An 18,858-nucleotide genomic window follows, 5' to 3' on the forward strand; every position below is an offset into this window, starting at 1 on the left:
TAATGATTGATCTGCATACCCACACCATCTTCAGCGACGGGGCCTTTTTGCCCTCGGAATCGGCGCGGCGGGCCAAGGTGGCCGGATACCAGGCCATGGCCTTCACCGACCATGCGGATGCCAGCAACCTGTTTCTGTTGCTGGAGAATTTGAACCGGGTGGCCGGGCAGGGCGCCGCATATTACGGCCTGGACATTCTGCTGGGGGTGGAGTTGACCCATGTCCCCCCCGGGTTGATCGGCCGGATGACGGAAACTGCCCGGATGAATGGAGCGGAACTTGTAGTCGTGCATGGCGAAACCATTGTCGAACCCGTGGAAACCGGAACGAATCTCGCGGCTGTCGAGGCCGGGGTGGACATTTTGGCCCACCCCGGCCTGATCAGCGCCGAGGAAACCCGACTGGCGGCGGAAAAAGGCGTGCATCTGGAGATCACTACCCGCAAGGGGCACAGCCTGACCAATGGACATGTCGCGGCCATGGCCCGGGAATTCGGCGCCAAACTGGTCATCAACAACGATGCTCACGGGGCCGGAGACATGGTTTCCCGGGAGCTTCGCCAACGTATCGCGCTCGGAGCGGGGATGACCCAGGACGAGTATCTTCAGGCCGAAGCCAATTCCTGGGCCCTGGTTGATCGCAAAAGGAAATCCGGATATGCATCCAACCCGAAGCCTTGAGTTCGGCTGATTTTTCCTTTGTGCTTCCTGTCATCAATTTCATGATCCGCATTCACCACACCACATGAGCCTTATGTTGCAACAGGCCGCCGAAATCTGGCGAACATCCCGTCGCGTCATCGCCCTGACCGGCGCCGGGATATCCGTGCCCAGCGGTATTCCGGACTTCCGGAGCCCTGGGGGATTGTGGTCCCAGTTCGATGCCAGCGTGGTCGCGAGCACATGGGGGCTGGAGCATGGTCCCAAAGCGGTCTGGGATTTTCTGCTGTCCGCTTTGGAGATGTTTAAACAGGCCAAACCCAACCCGGCCCACCTGGCCTTGTCTCGACTGGAACAGGCCGGCACGTTGGGATGCGTGATCACCCAGAACATCGACGGATTGCATCAGCAGGCCGGCACGCGAAATGTCATCGAGTTCCACGGCAATTGTCGCGGATTCTACTGCAACGGATGCCGGCGTGAATATCCTGCCGCCGCGGCGGTTAATCTGCGTAAAGCCGACCTGCCCTGGCTTTGCGACGGCTGCAACCGGGTCATTCGGCCGACCCTGGTCTTTTTCGGGGAGGCCATTCCCGGCGAGGCCCTGAACCGAAGCCGGCACTGGTGCGAACAGGCGGACATGGTCGTGATCATCGGTACCTCCGGCGACGTGGCGCCGGCCAACGTCATTCCCTACCAGATCAAGGCTCAGGGAGGGCGGGTTCTGGAGATCAATCTGGGACGGACCGCTTACGGCAACCTTGCGGATGTCCGTCTGGACCTTCCGGCGGAGGAATGCCTGCCGGTACTGGCGGATCTGTTGATGCAAGGCGGATCTTAGCCATTGGGTGACTACTCAGTTTGAGCAGGAAAAAGGTGGCTGTTCAAAAATTGGGACAAGCATGACCTGGATTCCCGCCTTCGCGGGAAGGAATGACTTTTCCGATGCCGTCTACCAAGTCAGTCATACCCGCGGAGGCGGGTGTCCAGGCATTTTTTTGTAACAGCTCAGAAACTTGCGGCAATCATCGGTGCAAATCCCGGGAGCGCCGCACCCCAGTGCGGCAGCGGTGTAATGCACTTGGAACAGATTCCAGCTGGAGCTTGGCCCCGGTAGCCGGTTCACGAAACTCCGCGCAGGATGGGCCCCTTGCACAGGAAACCTTCTCGCCCGATCTTTTTGAGCAGTTACAGTTTTTTCCCGGATGAGCTGAATAGTTGTGCCATTGTTCTTCAGCAGGTGAGACAGTCGAACGGCTCGCGTTCCCGACGCCATGGGTATTGATTTTTTTTCGAATTGTTCAGCAAATGCAGGATGGCTGCGTTTCGCTTGAATGCGGCTCATTGTTTCAGCGCTTCGTTCATGGCGTTTTCTTTTGCATATGTCGTCAACGTTTGAACCATAGGGATTTCCATGGAATTTGTTCCTCAATCAGGCATTTGGGATCTGGTGCGTCAGGCTACCATTGTCGTGCAATTGGTCATGGTGCTTCTGGTGGGCATGTCATTGGCCAGCTGGAGCATCATTTTTTATAAAATCATCATCCTGCGTCGGGCAAAGCAACAGGCTCTTGTGGATTATAAACGCTTTCAAAACGCCCCGGATCTTGGTTCGGCCGTCCACATTCTGGCCCGCAGCGCGGATTCGCCCTTGTATCCTCTGGCATATCAGGCCGTGGCGGAGTTGAAACGGCTGGAAGGATCCTCCCTGCCGGCGGCCCAAAGAAGCCGCGTTGCCATGGATAACCTGCGGCGCGTCCTGCGCCAGAACGTGAGCAACTCGCTTCGCAATATGGCTTCATCACTTTCTTTTTTGGCCACCTGCGCCAGTTCCGCCCCGTTTATCGGCCTGTTCGGCACGGTATGGGGCATCATGCATTCCTTTCATGCCATCGGTTTGATGGGCAGCGCTTCCCTGGCCACGGTGGCTCCCGGCCTGTCCGAGGCCTTGGTGGCCACGGCCATCGGCCTGGCCGTGGCCATTCCGGCGTCCGTTGCCTACAATTTTTTTCGCGGTCAACTGGGCAGCATTGAGGTGGAACTGATCAACTTCGCCGGTGCGTTTTTGAACCGCGTGCAGCGTGAGCTGCCTTGGATTTCCGGTCAGATCGAGCCCGAGGAAAACGGGCTGACGGACCAGGATATTTGATTGCGAATCGGCTAAAAAGGATTAAATCATGGAATCCCATTCCGGTCAGGGATATATGGACCAGATGAACGTGGTCCCATTCGTGGATGTCATGCTTGTGCTGCTGGTCATATTCATGGTTACGGCGCCGTTCATGACGGAGGGGCTGGAAGTGGATTTGCCCCAGACCCGGACCGTGCAGACCTTGCCTCAGGATGAGGATACGCTGGTGCTGACGGTGCGTCGGGACGGCTCCATTCTTCTGGATGAATACGAGGTCGCCCTGGAGGAACTCGGATCGCATGTCGCCCGTCTGATCCAGACCCGCGACAAGATATTGTATCTCCGGGCAGACAAGGACGTTCCCTACGGACTCGTGGTTCAGGTCATGGCCGAGGCCAGAGAAGCCGGGGTGGATCGCCTGGGCATCGTGGCCGAAGCGGAACCTCGGGAACAGTAATTGGGAACGGATTGAAGAGGTAATTGTGGGTTTTTCCACGCAAGTACGTGTTTTCGGGTTATCCCTGCTCCTGCACATCACCGTGGCGGGGCTGGGTTTGACCCAATTGTCCTCCAGCAAGCCGATTCATGTTCGGCTGGATCAGCCTGTGGTCTATCAGGTTGATCTTGTCCGCCTGGAGCCGCCGGCCCCGGGGCGTCCCGCGCCGGTGACGCCCGCACCCCAACCTGCTCCCCCTGCGCCGGCTCCGGTGGTGCAGGAGCAGCCGAAGCCGGCACCAACGCCGCCCAAGCCCGCTCCTCCCCCGCCTCCTCCGCCGCAACCCCAGGCCGAGGTCCGCATTCCGGAACAACCCAAACCCACTCCGGCGCCTCCCAAGCCGGTCCCGAAACCGGAACCGGAACCACCCAAGCCCGCGCCGACCCCTGAACCACCCAAGCCCGAACCCGCCCCGGCCCCAAAACCGGAACCGCCCGCGCCGGCTCCGACTCCGCCAAAGCCGGCCACTCCGACACCGCCGCAGCGTACCGAGCCGACCCGTGAGCAGATCCTGGCCGAGGCGCTCGGCGCGGTCCAGAAGGACGTGTCCCAGCGCAGTCCGACCGCCGACCAGGGAACAGGCGCCGGAGGTGCGGAGGGTCAGGTCGGCTTCGGCGGATTGGTGGAGGTTTACGCGCAGATCGTTGAAAATCGCGTCAAGGCAAATTGGCGTTTTCCCAAAGGCGGATCCCGCCAGGATCTGAGCGCGACCCTGGATATTTCGGTGGACAGGGACGGTCGGGTGCTTGGAAGTCGCATCGTTCGTTCCTCTGGTCGCGCGGACTTTGACGCTTCCGCCGAGCGGGCCGTGGAGGAAACAGGTCAGCTTCCTTCGCCGCCGCGCCCCGACCTGCGCACAATCCGCATTACGTTTAATCTTCAGGAGTTGTAACAACCCATGTCTCTTTCACATATTTCAATTCTCCGGTGGAGAATTTTCATAATCGCATTTTTTCTTTGCGCTTGGGCTCTTGCATCGGATGTCCGGGCGCAACAAACATTGAGCATCGACATTTACGGCCCGGGACAGACCCAGTTGAACCTTGTCGCCGCCACACCCCTCGGTATTCCGGCGGGGCAGCCGGTTCCTGCCAAGGCTGCCATCCTTGCGGAGCATTTGCGGGAAAACCTGGGTTTCATGCCTTTTCTCCGCCTCGTCCCCGGCTCTCAGGTCCTTGGCGGAGACGTCCTGGACGGTGTCACGGCTCCGGACATCGATTTTCGGCGCTTTCGCCTGGAGCGCATTGATCTGGTGCTGACCTCCGGTTGGACCAGCGACGGGAATACCGTGGAATTGCGTGTCTATGAAACATTTGATCAGCGTCTGGTCCTGGGCAAGGCCTATTCCGGCGTGACCCAGGAAGAGCTGCCCGAGGTGGCGGCCCGGTTTTGCGCGGATCTGATGGTCGAACTGACCGGACAGGGGGATTTTTTCCGTTCAACCCTGGCTTTTGTAAGGGCGCATGGCGAGAACAAGGAGATTTGGGCGGCTACTCCCCTGGGACAGGGGCTGCGCCAGCTCACCCAACTGGATGGAATCAGCATGAGTCCGGCCTGGTCCAGGAACGGTCAGCGTCTCGCGTTCACGCTGATCGCCGACGGGCGGCATTATCTGGGGGTGCTGGACAAGAACGACGGAAATGTCCGCCGGGTGCAGCTGCCCGGGAACAGCGTCATATCGCCGGTCTTCAATCACGATGGAAGGATATTCGTCAGCCTGAACCCCGAAGGCAGACCGGATATCTATCAACTGACCGACGACCTGAGAATGGGACCGCGGGTTGCCCAGAGTTGGGCCATCGACATTTCACCGAGTTTTGACGCAACCGGCTCAAAAATGGCGTTTGTTTCAAGCAGGCTTGGAAATCCGCATATTTTTATCATGGACACGGCTACCGGCGATACCCGCCGGGTGACCTTCGAGGGTACGTACAACACGAATCCCAGCCTCAGCCCGGATGGCAGAATGGTTGTTTTCTCACGCCAAACCAGCGAAGGACATCGCATTTTTTTGCATGACCTGGTTTCCGGCCGCGAGAGACAGTTGACATTTGGGCCAAGAAATGATGTCAGTCCAGCTTGGGCGCCCGATAATTTTTTCATTGCGTTCAGTTCGGATCGGAGTGGAGAAAGCAAGATTTATCTGACGACTCGACACGGTGATGAAGCCCGGATGGCGCCCCTGGGAGAAGGACAACTTACATCACCGGCTTGGAGCCGACAACCGTAACTTGTTCATTTGGCATCAACATTTTTAAGGAGAAACTGTATGCGGTGGAATGGAATTGTTGTTTTGGGGCTGATCTTGGCCATGTTTGTGGCTTTCAGCTCAGGCTGCGCAAAAAAGCAGGTGGATTCCACACCGGTCGGCGTCACCGCAATTGATGCGGAACGAGCCGCCGAGGAAGCCAGGCTTCGGGAAGAGGCCAGGTTGCGGGAGCAACAGTTGGAGGAGGAACGTCTGGCCAGGGAGCGCACCGAGCAGCAGCGTGCCAGAATGTCCCAGGTGGCGGAGATGATCACGGCAAACATGATCCATTTTGCCTTCGACTCCTATGAGTTGCGCCCTGATGCCAGGGAAACCCTCCAGACCAAGTCCGAGTTGCTGAAGCAGAATCCGGAGATTCGGCTGCTGATCGAGGGTCACACTGACGAGCGTGGCACTTCGGAGTACAACCTGGCTCTGGGAGAGCGCCGTGCCAGGGCTGCCTACGAATTCCTGGTCCTTTTGGGCGTCAGCCCCAACCGGATGCAAATCGTCAGCTACGGCAAGGAACGTCCCTTGAATCCCGCGAGCAACGAAACCGCATGGGCCCAGAATCGTCGCGCCCAGTTCAGATTGCTGGACATGTAGTTTTTCAGCACTCAAGATTGATCTATAAAAAAGCCGCCGGACTTTGTCCGGCGGCTTTTTTATTGTCGGGTAAATTACTCAGCACGCATTGTGTGCTCTTCCCGCGGTATCGGTATCGGGGTCGGTATCGGTATCGGGGTCGGTATCGGTATCGGGGTCGGAGTCGGTATCGGGATCGAAGCAAAGTCATGTGGAAGGGCATCCATTGTTTTCGATACCGATTCCGACCCCGACCCCGATTACCGGAGAAGAACGTATGCTGATAGTGACCGTCGTCACCGGGTTTTCTTGATTCTTGCTCAGTGCTTTTTCATCGCATCAATAATCGTGTGCAACTGGACGGCCATTTGGGCCAGATTGGAGACCGCTTGGGCGGATTGGTTCATGACGTCGCTGGTTTCGGTTGAGATCCGGTTGATATCCTCCACGCCTCTGTTGATTTCCTCGCTGGTGGCGGACTGCTGTTCCGCCGCCGTGGCAATGGAGCGAACCTGATCCGCGGCCATTTCAGCGAGGCGCAGGATTTCCTGGAGCGCTTCACCGGAAGCGTTGGCACGGGACGTGGCCTCGGCAATGGCCGCGGCGGCCTGGTCCATGCTCTCAATGTTGGTCTTCGTACCCAGTTGGATATCTGAAATAGCCTGTCCGACTTCCTTGGTGGCATTCATGGTCTTTTCGGCCAGTTTGCGCACTTCGTCGGCCACCACGGCGAATCCGCGTCCGGCGTCACCGGCCCGGGCCGCCTCGATGGCCGCGTTCAGGGCCAGAAGGTTGGTCTGGTCCGCGATGTCCTCGATGACATTCATGATCCGGCCGATCTGTTCCGCCTGTTGACCGAGCTTGCCCAGGTTGTTCTTCAGCTCCAGAGACTGCTTCTGGACCTGGTTGATGGCCGCAACGGACTCGCCGACAACCTTGGTTCCAGCCTGGGCCTTCATGCTGGCCTGCGCTGATGCCTCAGCCGCCTGGGAAGCGTTTTTGGCGACTTCCAGGACCGTGGCGTTCATCTCTTCCATGGCCGTGGCGGTTTCCGCGGTTCTGTTTCTCTGTTCCTCGGCGCCCCGGCTGGCCTGCTCCACCTGGGCGGCCAACTCTTCCGCGGCCGTGGCCATGGCATCGGAAATGTCCGTGGCCTGGGTTGCGGAATTGGAAATCATCTCGTTTTGCGTGCAGAGTTTGGCCTCGGATGCCCGGATATCGCTCAGGTCGGTATAGATGCACAGGGCACCCATCATGTTGCCTTCGATGTCGAACAACGGAGATGCGTCGATATGGATGTTGCGTTTGCCGCCCTTGCGGCCGGTAAACTCCACTTCCTTGCTGATGGATTTTTTGTCCTTCATGGCCAGGCCGAGCACGGTCTGTCGCTTTTCACCGTAAAAGAACATGGATACGTCCTGTCCATAATACTGCTCCGGCCTGCCCTCATGCTCCAGCATCCTGATCAGCGCCGGATTGCCGAAAATGAAGACCTCGTTCACGTCCGTGACCACGCAGGGGGTGACCATGCTGTTCATGACTCCCTGGGACAAGCTCAATTTATGCTTCAGGTCGACGAGCATTTCCCGCAGCGCCGCCTGGTTGCGGCCAATCAGGCCGGGGTGAGCCGCAAACTCGAAAGCCGTGCCATACTTTCCGGAAGCCATATCCTGCGCGCACTGGATGTTTGACCGCAAAACTTTCGACAATTCCCGGGTTAAAAGGAGAGCGGAAAAGGCCACTGCCGCGGAGCCGATAGCCAGCCACGCCAGAACCATCCACGTCGCCATCTGGTGGAAGAACAAGGCTGCCGCCACGACGGGCAGGGCAAGCGCCAACGTGATAAGTGTCAGTCGGAACCCTTCCAGTGATCGTAATGAATGGAACATGTTCGTCTCCTTGAGAAGTGACTATACGGAAACAAAAGGTGGCGTTTTTTGCTGAACAGCACTTTGGCGAAACAGCAAGGCATTGATTGTGGAATCCGGAAGTCGTGCCACAACCCGGGCGAGCACCCAGAGAAAGGCCAGGGAAAATGCCATCCTGCCCAGAAGGATGCCCCCAAGATCCGCGCCCAGCAAAACCATCAGCAGCGTATCCTCGATCAGGGCATGGCAAAGGCCCATGAAGGTCAGGGCCAGAAAAACGTCTTTTGCCGGAATGCGGCCGGAGCGGGCCTCATGAATAATTAATCCGCCGCCATAGGACAAGCCCAGGGTGACTCCGACGATGGTGATGGTTCCGGCTTCCCGGCCGATGCCCATGGATTTGAATATTGGAGAGAGCAGGCGGATCATCAGGTCCGTGATTCCAAGGCGTTTCAGGATATCCAGCAACATGAGCATGATCAGGACGATCGTCGCAATGCCGGCAAGATTGCGGATCTCGCGGAGCACCCAGGCGGAAAGTCCGGAAGGCGGCGCATCGGGAATCCAGGCCGGCTGAACAAGGCCCGTGCCCCAGTTCAGCCCCGCATAGATCATGTACAGCAGCCAGCCGCAAAGCATGGCCGAAATTATGCGAATCAGGAACTGCGCACGGATTCGGGCCCCTGTGCGGCGGGCAATGCTCAGTTCCACGGGAAAGCCGTGGGCAATGAGCATCATGGTCGCAATGACCGTGACCTGGGCCGACGTCAGCGGCGTGTCCGGCAGCAGGGTGATCAGGACGACGGCCGCGGCATAAAGATTGGTCAACAAAGCCGTGGCCCAGACCAGCCCCATGGAGCCGGGGAGTCCAAAAAGCTGCATCAGGGGCCCCATGTAATGCCCAAGTTCGGCCACCAGTCCCAGCTCTTGGAGGATTTTCATAAGAATCATCACCGGAATCATGATCTTGAAGAGCGCGGCGCAGACGCCAAAGGCATCGATGATGTTTCGGCGCAGGAACAGCAGGGCGGATTGAAGAACGCCGGACACGGTCTTGAGTAATTGCATGGAAAGTCTCTGTTGCAGGAATAACGAAACTGGACGCAGAGCGGGAATTAACGGTTCCGGGTCCGTCTTACAAGGCCAACCCGTAACTGCTCAAAAACTTGTGGCAATCAACAGGTTAAATTCCGGGAGCGCCGCACCCCAGTGCGGCAACGGTGTAACGCCACAAAGGGCAAAGGTCCGGCTGGAATCCGGCCCCTGTAGCCTGGTGACGAAACTCCGCGTCGATGGAAACAGCAAACCTCAATCAACAGGATAAATCCCGGGAGCGCCGCACCCCAGTGCGGCAACGGTGTAACGCACAAAGGGTAAAGGTCCGGCTGGAATCCGGCCCCTGTAGCCTGGTGACGAAACTCCGCGTCGATGGAAACAGCAAACCTCGTTGACCGATCTTTTTGAGCAGTTACGCAAACCCGCTTCATCGGTTCCGTAGGGCGGGCCCCGGTTACCCTCTCGTGGTACTGTTCGCCTTGATATCCAGGCTTGGCTGCATGATCCTTTGGGCCATCTCCAGGGCCTGTTCCCGATTCATGATTTCACCGGCGTCCTGAGCTTCCTGGAGCAGTTTGAGGGTCCGGCCCAGAGCCGGGCCCGGGAGCATGCCCAGGGCCAGCAGGTCGCGCCCGGTGAGCAGGGGAGAGGCGGTCAGGGTTGTTTGCGCCTCTTCCAGGTATTCGTGAACCAGACGGATGGATTGTTTTTCCTGCTCCTGACGATCCTGGAGCAGGCTGCCTGGGCCGAGGGTGGCGCGGATGTCCGCCAGGCAGAGCAGCGTGGCGGGGATCAGATCCGGTCCCAGGCGGCGCATCCAGCGCAGGCGGGCTTTTTTCTTGGCTTCCGGTCGCAGCAGCGTGCCGATGTGCATGTGGTGGCGGATCAGAGATGCGATATAATCGCGTTCTGCGCCGGACAGGCGCAGTCTACCCGCCATGGCATGCGCCATCTCCGCTCCCAGGGCATCATGGCCGTAAAACGTGGTTCTGCCTGTGGACGGATTGCGGCCCTTGGACTGGGGCTTGCCCACGTCGTGCAGAAAGACCGCCAGTTTCAGCCAAGGCAAACGCCACCCCGACAGATTTTGGCGGACCGGATCGTGCAGCGGGCCAAAAAGCGTTTCTAGTTCGGCAAGACAGATTTCCAGCTGTTCCACGGCAAAGATTGAATGACCGAGTACATCCAGGTGATGGAAGTGATTCTGGGTGCAACCGCGCATGGCCTGGATTTCCAGGAAGAGCACGGGCAGCACCCCGACCTGGTCCATTTCCGAAAGCAGGTTGCCGCCGCCCGGACACTCGAGAATCAGCCGAAGTTCCGGATGGACGCGTTCTGCAGCGATTGCGGACAAGGCCGAGGCATGGTCAGTAAAGTCGTTGAAGGTTTGAGGATCAATTCGCCACCCAAGTTGAGCGCGCATGCGGAAGCCGCGCAGGATGCGTGCCGGGTCTTGCTGAATGGTTCGCGGACCGGTGCGGCGGACCAGGCCGCTGCGCAGATCAGCGAGCCCGCCGTGGGGGTCGATGACGTTTGGCGAATGGGGTGCGGAACAATTCTTCAGCTCCAAGGCCATGGCATTGACGGTGAAGTCGCGTCGCTTCAGATCGTCGATGATGTCGCGCCCGAAAACCTCGGTGATATCCATGAAGTTGGAGGGAATGTTCAGTTGTTTGGCAAGGTCGTCTCGAAAAACCACCCGGTAGCTGGGAGGGTCGTGGTCCTGGCCCAAGGGGACCAAGCGGGTTCCAGGTTCCGCGGCTATGAGAGCGGAGAATTCAGCGGCTCCCCGGCAGACCAGGTCCAGGTCCTTGAGCGGCCTGCCCAAAGCCAAATCCCGCACGCCACCACCCACAAGAAACAGCCCGCCCTCGGGTGCGGGGAACCGATCAAGCCATTTGCGCAGGCGGCAAAGTGGTGAGTCTGGGAAAACGGAAGCAGGAAGTGCAAACATGACCGAATATTACCATGTCCGGAAATGGGAGGCAAAATTAGGTTGCGTTATTTTTCACCACGAAGGACACGAAGAGCATGAAGGGGGAAGAGAGGAAAACGTATTGATGTTTTGTGAATCCCGATGTCGCAGCTAAATCACCGGCTCGGAAATCATCGACATCTTCGTGCCCTTCGTGATCTTCGTGGTATAATTTCATGAGATTGCTTCAGATTTTTACCACGAAGGACACGAAGAGCACGAAGGGGGAAGAGAGGAAACGTATTGATAGTTTTGGTGAATTCCGATGTCGCAGCTAAATCACCGGCTCGGAAATCACCGACATCTTCGTGCCCTTCGTGCTCTTCGTGGTATAATTTCATGAGATTGCTTCAGATTTTTACCACGAAGGACACGAAGAGCACGAAGGGGGAAGAGAGGAAACGTATTGATAGTTTTGGTGAATTCCGATGTCGCAGCTAAATCACCGGCTCGGAAATCACCGACATCTTCGTGCCCTTCGTGCTCTTCGTGGTATAATTTCATGAGATTGCTTCAGATTTTTACCACGAAGGACACGAAGAGCACGAAGGGGGAAGAGAGGAAACATATTGATGTTTTTGTGAATCCCGATGTCGCAGCTAAATCATCGGCTCGGAAATCACCGACATCTTCGTGCCCTTCGTGCTCTTCGTGGTGTAATTCATGCAATTTCTTCAGATATTTCAACACTAAGGACACGTAGAGCACGAAGGGATCAGAGTACGAAACGTTTGATGCCGCTCTTAAGTCTGGAGACGTTGAAGTTGATCAATAATCCTGTGTTGATGTTGGCCAGCTTCATGTATGTCAGCAGTTGCGCCGAATGGATTCCCTTGATTTCTTCAACGCTCTTCAACTCAAGAATGAGCGTGTTTTCAACGAAAACATCAATGAGATAGCCGCAGTCCAACCGAATGCCTTTGTATTTCACGGGCAGCGGGTGCTGAAGTCGGAATGTGATTCCGCTCAGATTGAGTTCATGAGCCAGGCACTGCTCATATGTGGATTCAAGCAACCCTGGACCAAGTTCCCGGTGAACCTCAATAGCGCAACCAATTACCCGGCATGTCAAGTCATCAAATTTCATCTTTTGCTTCCTTCGTGCCCTTCGTGCTCTTCGTGGTAAATTTTCTTAAGTTGGTCAGGTCAGCAGGTGCAGGCTGTATTTGGAGAACAGCAGGGACTGAAAATCGGCAACGACCTTGAAGCCGTCCTTGAGCATGTCCTGCTCCATGGCCGAAAGTCGATCCGGGAAGATGAAATTGTCGGGTTGGTGGTTCGAGCGAAATTGTTGCGTCTGGAAGCGGACACGCAGGGTTTGGAAGTAGGCATAGGCTTCCTGCAGGCCGGCGCTGAAGCCGGCTGAAAAAACGCCGGCGTCATGCAGAAGCCTGATCCGTTCCTCGGTGGATGTTTCCAGGACCGCATGCTGTACGGCCAGGGTTCGGACGCCCTGGGTGATGGGGAAGACGCCGCCCTTCTTGATGTCCACGGCGCCTTTGTGCTTGCCGCGCCTGGCTGGGGTGAGCTTGTTGAAAAAGCTTACGGGAGGCTTGAACCGCACGGCTTCAAGGGCCATGTATTTCAAGATGAAGGGGCTTTGGGCGATTTGTTTGAAGAGATATGATTTCAGGTTGCCGGCCAGTTGCGCATCGCCGACAACGGGCCGTAAGTCCGCCAGCAGTGAAGTTTTGAGGACAGTGTTCTGATCCGTTCCACGAATCAAGGCATCCACCGTATCCAGCCATTGTTCGATGCTCATCCGCCAGTTCGGATTGGTGATCATGACCCCGTGCGGGCAGGGAGGGATCCCGAGGTCCAGCAGGGCCCGGATGAATTTCCCGGAATAGACTTCAAAGAAGCGCCGGACATCTTCCTCTTGCGTTCCCGAATGGATCAGGGCGTTGTCCTGATCCGTGGCCAGATACTGTTCACGGCGACCCTCGCTGCCCAGGGCCGCCAGACAGAAGGAAACGGGAGGCGGGGGGTCCATTTCGGTCAGGACAAGGTGATGAACTTTTGCGAGGAGCTGGTCCCGCATGTCGCTGGTCAATCGCCCGATCTGCAGGATTCCGATGCCCTCGACCACGGAGCGGGCGACCATCTTCTGGACCTGATCAAAAACCTTGCCCAGGGCGGCCAGATTCTCAGCCCTGCTGATTTCTCCGGCCAGATAGACAGGATTTTCCCCTTTTACGGAAAGCAGGTCCCGCTCCTCGATGATGCCAAAAATTTTCGATTGGCCATCCCGGACAACCAGTCTGCGGATGCCTGACCGCACCATTTTGGAAAAAGCCTCGAACAACAAGCTGTCCGGCGCAATGGTGATCAACGGGCTGGACATGATGGTCCGGATGCCTGCGGTGTCGGGTTGAATATCCTGGGCGACGATCTTTTTCAGAATGTCATGCTCCGTCACGATACCCCGCACGTCCTGCTCCTGCCCGACCAGACAGGTTGCGACATTATCGCGCTGCATGAGCTTGGCCGCATGGGACACGGTGGCCTCGGCGGGAACAAAGACCGGCGTTTTGATATTCACATCGCGCAGGGTCAAGCGCAGGTAGGGATCGAGACGGGAAACGTCGCGCCGGTGGCGGATGTCGTCGATCTTCTTTCGGAAGATTTCCGCCTTGCGCCGAAGATGCTGGTCGATGCTTTGGTGACGCTGCAGAACCTGCAACGCGGGAGGGTCCAGGACGACAAGAAGACAGTCCTGGAGGGCGGTGGCGGATTCGCCTCCAGGGGAGGGAAAAAACAATTGGACGTGGCCGAAAATGTCACCCCGGATCAGGGTGTCGATGATCTCGTTGTCCACCGTGACCCGCAGTGTCCCATCCCGGACGACGTACAGCGACCTCTCGCCTTCGCGGTCTGGAACCAGGACTGCTCCGGCCGAAGCAGTCTCCAACCGTGTCGCAAGTCCGACCTCCTCCAGTTCTTCCTGGAGGAGGTCGGAAAAAGGATGGATCTTGGCAAGAAAGGCAACGAGTTCGCGGTTCATTCAGCTCCAACGCCCAGGTAGTTCCTGATCTTCTGATCCTCGTACTTGCGTGAGGCTTCGGCATCCGGTCGAAGTCTCGAGCCCACGTATCCCATGACAAATGCACCGGTCATGGAGATGATGGCCGGATTTCGCAACGGAAAGATAGCCATGGGATTATGGAGGATGTCAACCCAGACCGTGGGGCTGATGATGATCAGGCCTACGGCCAGCGTGGTTCCCGTGGCAATGCTCAGGACCGCGCCGAAGGTGGAGAAATTGCGCCAGAGGATGGACATGATCAGGGCCGGGAAGTTGGCGCTGGCCGCGATGGCGAAGGCCAGGCCGACCATGAAGGCCACGTTCTGCCCCTTGAAGGCCAGGCCCAGGGCAATGGCCACGACGCCAAGAGCCAGGGTGGCCATTCGGGCCACTTTGACCTCTTCCTCCTCGGAAGACTTGCCGGAGCGGAAGACGCTGACAAAGAGGTCGTGGGACAGGGTGCTGGCTCCGGAGAGCGTCAGCCCGGCCACCACGGCCAGGATGGTGGCAAAGGCCACGGCCGCGATGAATCCAAGGAAGATGGTTCCGCCGGTGGCTTCGGCCAGGAGCAGCGCGGCCATGTTGCCGCCGGAATCCATGGCGGCGATGACATCCTGTCCGACAATGACCATGGCGCCGAAACCTATGGTGAAGGTCAGGATATAGAAGTACCCGATGAAGCCCGTGGCGTAGAACACGGACTTGCGGGCTTCCTTGGCGTCGGGCACGGTGTAGAAGCGCATCAGGATATGCGGAAGGCCGGCCGTGCCGAACATCAGGGCCATGCCCAGGGAAACTGCGTCCCAGGGATTGGTGACCAGACCGCCGGGTTCCAGAACCTGGCCGCCGTAGGTGATGGCCGCCTGCCGGAACAATTCTCCATAGCTGAACCCGAAATGCAGCATGACGAAGAAGACCATTATCGTCGCACCGCCGAGAAGCAGGACCGCCTTGATGATCTGGACCCAGGTCGTGGCCAGCATGCCCCCGAAAAGCACGTACATCATCATGACTGCTCCGACGATGACCACGGCGATTTCATACGGCATGCCGAAGATCATCGTGATCAGCGAACCGGAACCGACCATCTGGGCGATGAGATAGAAGCACACGGTCATCAGCGAACCGACGGATGCGGCGATGCGGATCGGTTTCTGCGAGAGCCGATAGGCCACCACGTCCACGAAGGTATATTTTCCAAGATTGCGCAGCGGTTCGGCTATGAGGAACATGATGATCGGCCACCCCACCAGAAAACCGATGGAGTAGATCAGGCCATCGTAACCCCGCAGGGAAACCAGTCCGGCGATGCCCAAAAAGGAGGCCGCGCTCATGTAGTCGCCGGCCAGGGCCAGGCCGTTCTGCATGCCGGTCACGCTTCTGCCGGCGGCATAGAACTGGGAGGCGGACTGACTTTTTTTTGCAGCGTAATAGGTGATCAGGAGCGTTGCGCAGATGAAGAGAAGGAAGAAAATGATGGAGGTGGCATTGGGCTGGCCGATGGAAGTGACGACGGAATCCATTCTACTTCCTCCTCATGCTTTTGAGCACATCCTGAACGGACTTGTCATAGGATGAGTTGGCCCAGAAGACGTAGACCCCGGTCAGGATCCAGGCCAAGACAATCAGCATGATGCCCACGGGAATCCCCAGGGTCATGTGCTCCCCGACCTTCACGGCCAACAGGTCGCTGGCAAAAGCGAGAACGAGAATGAATCCGTAATACGCGATCAACAGGATCGCGGCGAGGGTGAGTGAAACTTTCCACTTCCGAACAACCAGGTCTTGAAATTTTTTGTTGTCCAAAGTGGCCGACGAACGATCATTGGTCATGAGCAGCTCCTTTAAGGTGATAACCGACCCGAACGATCCGGGCCGGAGGGATAGGCGGAATCTGCTCATGCATGTTCAGAAAAGCACATGTTCATCGCTGAGCGGTAAAAAAAGATACGTCAGAGAATCTCCATTAAGTCTATGCCATTCGACGACTTACCCCATCTGAGAATGGAGGGATCATGGAGATCCCTCCATTCAGGTGTCATGCCGGTTGCGAATACCGGAAGCCGGCTCAGCAGCAAATGACGGTTACAGAATCTTGAACTCGTGGACCTGGTTGGTCCTGGAGTCGATGACGTGCACGCCGCAGGCGATGCAGGGGTCGAAGGAGTGCACGGTACGCAAGAGTTCCACGGGGCGCTTCGGGTCGGCGATGGGCGTGTTGATCAAGGCTTCTTCCACCGGTCCGAGCTTGCCCTTGTCGCAACGCGGCCCAAGGTTCCAGGTGGAGGGCACCACCAGCTGGAAGTTCTCGATCTTGCCGCCCTTGATCTTGATCCAGTGGCTCAGGGCGCCGCGGGAAACGTCCGCAAAACCGACGCCTTCGGCTTCATCGGGCATTTCATGATCTTCGGCGAGCTTAGTGTTGCCGCTCTTCACGTTTTCCACCAGTTCATCCAGCCAGTCTTCGTTCTTCTGGGCAACGGTCAAAGCCTTGATGCCGCGGGCGGCTGTCCGGCCGAGAGTCGAATGCAGAGCCTCCGGTCCAACGCCAAGATGGTTCAGGACCATGTCCACGGCAGCTTTGGTCTCCGGATGTCCCTTGCCGTAGGCCACGAGCACGGAGGCCAGGGGGCCGACTTCCATGGGTTCGTCCATGTATCTGGGTGCTTTTGACCAGGAATAGCGCTGCTTGTCGTCCAGGCTGGTGTATTTGGGTTCGGTCACGCCGTCGAACGGGTGGCGGGCCTGGTTGCCTTCGTACCAACTGGCGGCCACGTGTTCGTAGATGGCGTTCGGATCAACCTGCTGCACGTTGGCCAAGTCGCGGTTCATGATCACGCCCGGAGGCAGCCACCGGCTTTCCAGATCCCGTTCGTTCTTCGGGAACTCCCCAAAGCTCAGGTAGTTCGTGCATCCGCCGATGCCGGCCCAATCCTTGTAATAGGAGGCGATGGCCAACAGGTCGGGGATGTAGACCTGTTCGATGAACTGGCGGGTTTCCCGATACAGGCCGCGATATTCCTCCAGCCGTTCCGGGCGAAGGGCATCGTAACAGGTCACGCCGCCGCTGATGGTGAACTGGGTGTGCGGAACCTTGCCGCCGAAGACGGCCATGGCGCGGGAAGCCTTGATCTGCAGGCCGAGAGCCTCCAGGTAGTGCGCCGTGCCGATGAGGTTCACCTCGGGCGGCAGATAGTAGGCCGGGTGGCCGCCCAGGAAGTCGGCATTGGTAAAGATGCCCAACTGTCCCGAATTGACGAAAGCGGTCAGCCGCTCCTGCACGGCCTTGAGGTCGGCGGCGGAAGTGGGGCGGGGGGAGATGTTGTTGGCGATCTTGGCGGCCTGGACCGGATCGGCTTTCAGAGCGCTGGTCACATCCACCCAGTCCAGGGCGTGCAGAACGTAGAAATGGATGAGATGGTCGACCATGAACTGGGATGCGAGCACCAGATTCCGGATGAGTCGCGCATTGTCCGGAATCTCGACCCCTACGGCGTCGTCCAGGCAGCGGACGGAGGCCAGGGCATGGGTATAGGTGCAGACGCCGCAGGCCCGTTGCGTGAAATGCTGCGCGTCACGGGGATCGCGCCCCTTGAGGATGGTTTCCAGGCCGCGGTACAGCTGGGAGCTGGAACGGGCATTGACGACCTTGCCGTTGTCCACTTCGACTTCCAGGCGCAGGTGACCCTCGATTCGGGTCAACGGGTCGACGACAATGGGGCCGGAATAGGTGCTTTGGGGGGTTGCGGCAACGGCCGGTGCGGCTTGGGGCTTACAGCCTGACATGTTTATGTCCTCCTTCGTTTGTTGCTTGAATTATTGGATACCATGCTGAAAGTGGGCTCATAGAACGGGCTCAGCTGATCCCAGAACTGCGGTTCGCTGCAGCCGATGCACGGGTGGCCGGCTTCAACGGGCCAGTTCGTCTCGTTGAACTTGACCTTGGGACAGTTGTTGAACGTGTCCGGGCCTTTGCAGCCCACTTCGAGCAGGCACCAGCCGTTGCGCGCCTCTTCGGAGTCGAAGGACATGGCGAACTCGTAGTTGAAGTAGTGATCCAGGCGCTCGCACAATTCGTGAACGGACTCGCCAAAGAACATTCTCGGACGGTTCAGGTTGTCCAGAGCAGGCATGCCTTCGGTCAGCAGATGGACCACGGTGCCCACGAAATTGTACGGGTTGGGCGGACAGCCGGCCACGTTGATGGCCTGCACCGGCAGGTTGAGGTGTTTCATCAGTTCGTTCACGCCCATGGATTCCGTAGGATTGGGAGCCGCTGCCTGGATGCCGCCGAAATTGGCGCAGGCGCCGATGGCGATCACGGCCTGGGCCTTGGGCAGGTACTTTTCAGCCATTTCCAGCATGGTGTGTCCGCCGACCATTCCGTAGACGCCGTTGTCCTTGGTGGGGATGGCGCCCTCGACCACGGCGATGAAGCCATGGGGCGAAGTGACGGCCTGCTCCAGGGCGTCCTCGGCGGCGTCGCCGGCCGCGGCCATCAAGGTTTCATGGTAATCCATGGAAATGGTGTCCAGAAGCAGTTCATCGATATAAGGATTGGTCGTCCGAACCACAGCCATGGAGCAACCGGTGCATTCCGCGAAATGAAAGTAAACGACTGAAGGCCTTCGGGGATTGGTGAGCGCAGCGGCCACCTGTTTGGCGAACGAGGCCTCCATGCCCATCACAGCCGCGACAGTGGCGCAGAACTTCATGAAGTCGCGCCGGCTCACGCCGCGGCGTTCGAGCCGTTCCACGGCCCCTTCCTTCGCCAATCCGACACTGATTTTCATAATTTACCTCCGGCTAAAGAGT

The 18,858-nt window shown here is 58.1% G+C and carries 16 protein-coding genes; 7 read left to right on the plus strand and 9 right to left on the minus strand.

Annotation, left to right across the window (positions count from 1 at the left end; translation table 11 throughout):
- The first annotated feature begins 2 nt into the window (after positions 1-2).
- The 7 genes from ACYQ15_RS01730 (at position 3) to pal (ending at position 6,140) form a co-directional block, all read left to right on the plus strand.
- Positions 3-680: a histidinol phosphate phosphatase domain-containing protein gene (locus ACYQ15_RS01730; RefSeq protein ID WP_459935808.1), complete on the plus strand. Its 678-nt coding sequence runs from the start codon at positions 3-5 to the stop codon at positions 678-680.
- A 64-nt stretch (positions 681-744) separates the two neighbouring features.
- Complete coding sequence (locus ACYQ15_RS01735) at positions 745-1,500, plus strand: NAD-dependent deacylase (protein WP_459935809.1); 756 nt, start codon at positions 745-747, stop codon at positions 1,498-1,500.
- A gap of 573 nt (positions 1,501-2,073) precedes the next feature.
- Positions 2,074-2,808: a MotA/TolQ/ExbB proton channel family protein gene (locus tag ACYQ15_RS01740; protein ID WP_459935810.1), complete on the plus strand. Its 735-nt coding sequence runs from the start codon at positions 2,074-2,076 to the stop codon at positions 2,806-2,808.
- 28 nt (positions 2,809-2,836) lie between these two features.
- Positions 2,837-3,247 (plus strand): ExbD/TolR family protein, encoded by a 411-nt coding sequence (locus ACYQ15_RS01745; protein WP_459935811.1) that lies wholly within the window; start codon positions 2,837-2,839, stop codon positions 3,245-3,247.
- 25 nt (positions 3,248-3,272) lie between these two features.
- Entirely contained in the window at positions 3,273-4,178 is a 906-nt protein-coding gene (tolA, locus tag ACYQ15_RS01750; protein WP_459935812.1) for a cell envelope integrity protein TolA, read from the plus strand.
- A 108-nt stretch (positions 4,179-4,286) separates the two neighbouring features.
- Positions 4,287-5,516: a hypothetical protein gene (locus ACYQ15_RS01755; RefSeq protein ID WP_459935813.1), complete on the plus strand. Its 1,230-nt coding sequence runs from the start codon at positions 4,287-4,289 to the stop codon at positions 5,514-5,516.
- A gap of 39 nt (positions 5,517-5,555) precedes the next feature.
- Positions 5,556-6,140, plus strand: coding sequence for a peptidoglycan-associated lipoprotein Pal (gene pal / locus ACYQ15_RS01760; RefSeq protein WP_459935814.1), 585 nt, complete (start codon positions 5,556-5,558; stop codon positions 6,138-6,140).
- Positions 6,141-6,439: 299 nt separating this feature from the next.
- On the opposite strand, the gene ACYQ15_RS01765 is transcribed toward pal, so the two are convergent.
- From ACYQ15_RS01765 to ACYQ15_RS01805, 9 genes are all read right to left on the minus strand, one after another.
- Complete coding sequence (locus tag ACYQ15_RS01765) at positions 6,440-8,008, minus strand: methyl-accepting chemotaxis protein (protein ID WP_459935815.1); 1,569 nt, start codon at positions 8,006-8,008, stop codon at positions 6,440-6,442.
- 21 nt (positions 8,009-8,029) lie between these two features.
- A complete protein-coding gene (locus ACYQ15_RS01770) occupies positions 8,030-9,055 on the minus strand; it encodes a nucleoside recognition domain-containing protein (protein WP_459935816.1) in 1,026 nt (341 codons plus the stop codon).
- A 442-nt stretch (positions 9,056-9,497) separates the two neighbouring features.
- On the minus strand, positions 9,498-10,997 hold the full coding sequence (locus tag ACYQ15_RS01775) for an HD domain-containing protein (protein WP_459935817.1): 1,500 nt from the start codon (positions 10,995-10,997) through the stop codon (positions 9,498-9,500).
- 736 nt (positions 10,998-11,733) lie between these two features.
- Entirely contained in the window at positions 11,734-12,105 is a 372-nt protein-coding gene (locus ACYQ15_RS01780; RefSeq protein WP_459935818.1) for a GxxExxY protein, read from the minus strand.
- Between the two features lie 54 nt (positions 12,106-12,159).
- Positions 12,160-14,022, minus strand: coding sequence for a putative nucleotidyltransferase substrate binding domain-containing protein (locus ACYQ15_RS01785; protein ID WP_459935819.1), 1,863 nt, complete (start codon positions 14,020-14,022; stop codon positions 12,160-12,162).
- A complete protein-coding gene (locus ACYQ15_RS01790) occupies positions 14,019-15,566 on the minus strand; it encodes a sodium:solute symporter family transporter (RefSeq protein ID WP_459935820.1) in 1,548 nt (515 codons plus the stop codon). The genes ACYQ15_RS01785 and ACYQ15_RS01790 overlap by 4 nt, the downstream gene beginning before the upstream one ends.
- 1 nt (position 15,567) lies before the next feature.
- Positions 15,568-15,876: a DUF485 domain-containing protein gene (locus tag ACYQ15_RS01795; protein WP_459935821.1), complete on the minus strand. Its 309-nt coding sequence runs from the start codon at positions 15,874-15,876 to the stop codon at positions 15,568-15,570.
- Positions 15,877-16,128: 252 nt separating this feature from the next.
- The gene (locus ACYQ15_RS01800) at positions 16,129-17,829 is read right to left on the minus strand and encodes a nickel-dependent hydrogenase large subunit (RefSeq protein ID WP_459935822.1); all 1,701 of its coding nucleotides are present in this window, start codon (positions 17,827-17,829) and stop codon (positions 16,129-16,131) included.
- 2 nt (positions 17,830-17,831) lie between these two features.
- Positions 17,832-18,836, minus strand: coding sequence for a hydrogenase small subunit (locus ACYQ15_RS01805; protein WP_459935823.1), 1,005 nt, complete (start codon positions 18,834-18,836; stop codon positions 17,832-17,834).
- Positions 18,837-18,858: the final 22 nt, after the last annotated feature.

This window comes from Desulfonatronum parangueonense, assembly GCF_054656975.1.

Excerpts from the sequence above, each read along its gene's own strand:
- ACYQ15_RS01730 (WP_459935808.1), top strand. The coding sequence starts at position 3 with ATGATTGATCTGCATACCCACACCATCTTCAGCGACGGGGCCTTTTTG.
- ACYQ15_RS01775 (WP_459935817.1), bottom strand. The coding sequence starts at position 10,997 with ATGTTTGCACTTCCTGCTTCCGTTTTCCCAGACTCACCACTTTGCCGC.
- ACYQ15_RS01795 (WP_459935821.1), bottom strand. The coding sequence starts at position 15,876 with ATGACCAATGATCGTTCGTCGGCCACTTTGGACAACAAAAAATTTCAA.
- ACYQ15_RS01785 (WP_459935819.1), bottom strand. The coding sequence starts at position 14,022 with ATGAACCGCGAACTCGTTGCCTTTCTTGCCAAGATCCATCCTTTTTCC.
- pal (WP_459935814.1), top strand. The coding sequence starts at position 5,556 with ATGCGGTGGAATGGAATTGTTGTTTTGGGGCTGATCTTGGCCATGTTT.
- ACYQ15_RS01740 (WP_459935810.1), top strand. The coding sequence starts at position 2,074 with ATGGAATTTGTTCCTCAATCAGGCATTTGGGATCTGGTGCGTCAGGCT.
- ACYQ15_RS01800 (WP_459935822.1), bottom strand. The coding sequence starts at position 17,829 with ATGTCAGGCTGTAAGCCCCAAGCCGCACCGGCCGTTGCCGCAACCCCC.
- ACYQ15_RS01780 (WP_459935818.1), bottom strand. The coding sequence starts at position 12,105 with ATGAAATTTGATGACTTGACATGCCGGGTAATTGGTTGCGCTATTGAG.
- ACYQ15_RS01805 (WP_459935823.1), bottom strand. The coding sequence starts at position 18,836 with ATGAAAATCAGTGTCGGATTGGCGAAGGAAGGGGCCGTGGAACGGCTC.
- ACYQ15_RS01745 (WP_459935811.1), top strand. The coding sequence starts at position 2,837 with ATGGAATCCCATTCCGGTCAGGGATATATGGACCAGATGAACGTGGTC.
- ACYQ15_RS01765 (WP_459935815.1), bottom strand. The coding sequence starts at position 8,008 with ATGTTCCATTCATTACGATCACTGGAAGGGTTCCGACTGACACTTATC.
- ACYQ15_RS01770 (WP_459935816.1), bottom strand. The coding sequence starts at position 9,055 with ATGCAATTACTCAAGACCGTGTCCGGCGTTCTTCAATCCGCCCTGCTG.
- ACYQ15_RS01735 (WP_459935809.1), top strand. The coding sequence starts at position 745 with ATGAGCCTTATGTTGCAACAGGCCGCCGAAATCTGGCGAACATCCCGT.
- ACYQ15_RS01790 (WP_459935820.1), bottom strand. The coding sequence starts at position 15,566 with ATGGATTCCGTCGTCACTTCCATCGGCCAGCCCAATGCCACCTCCATC.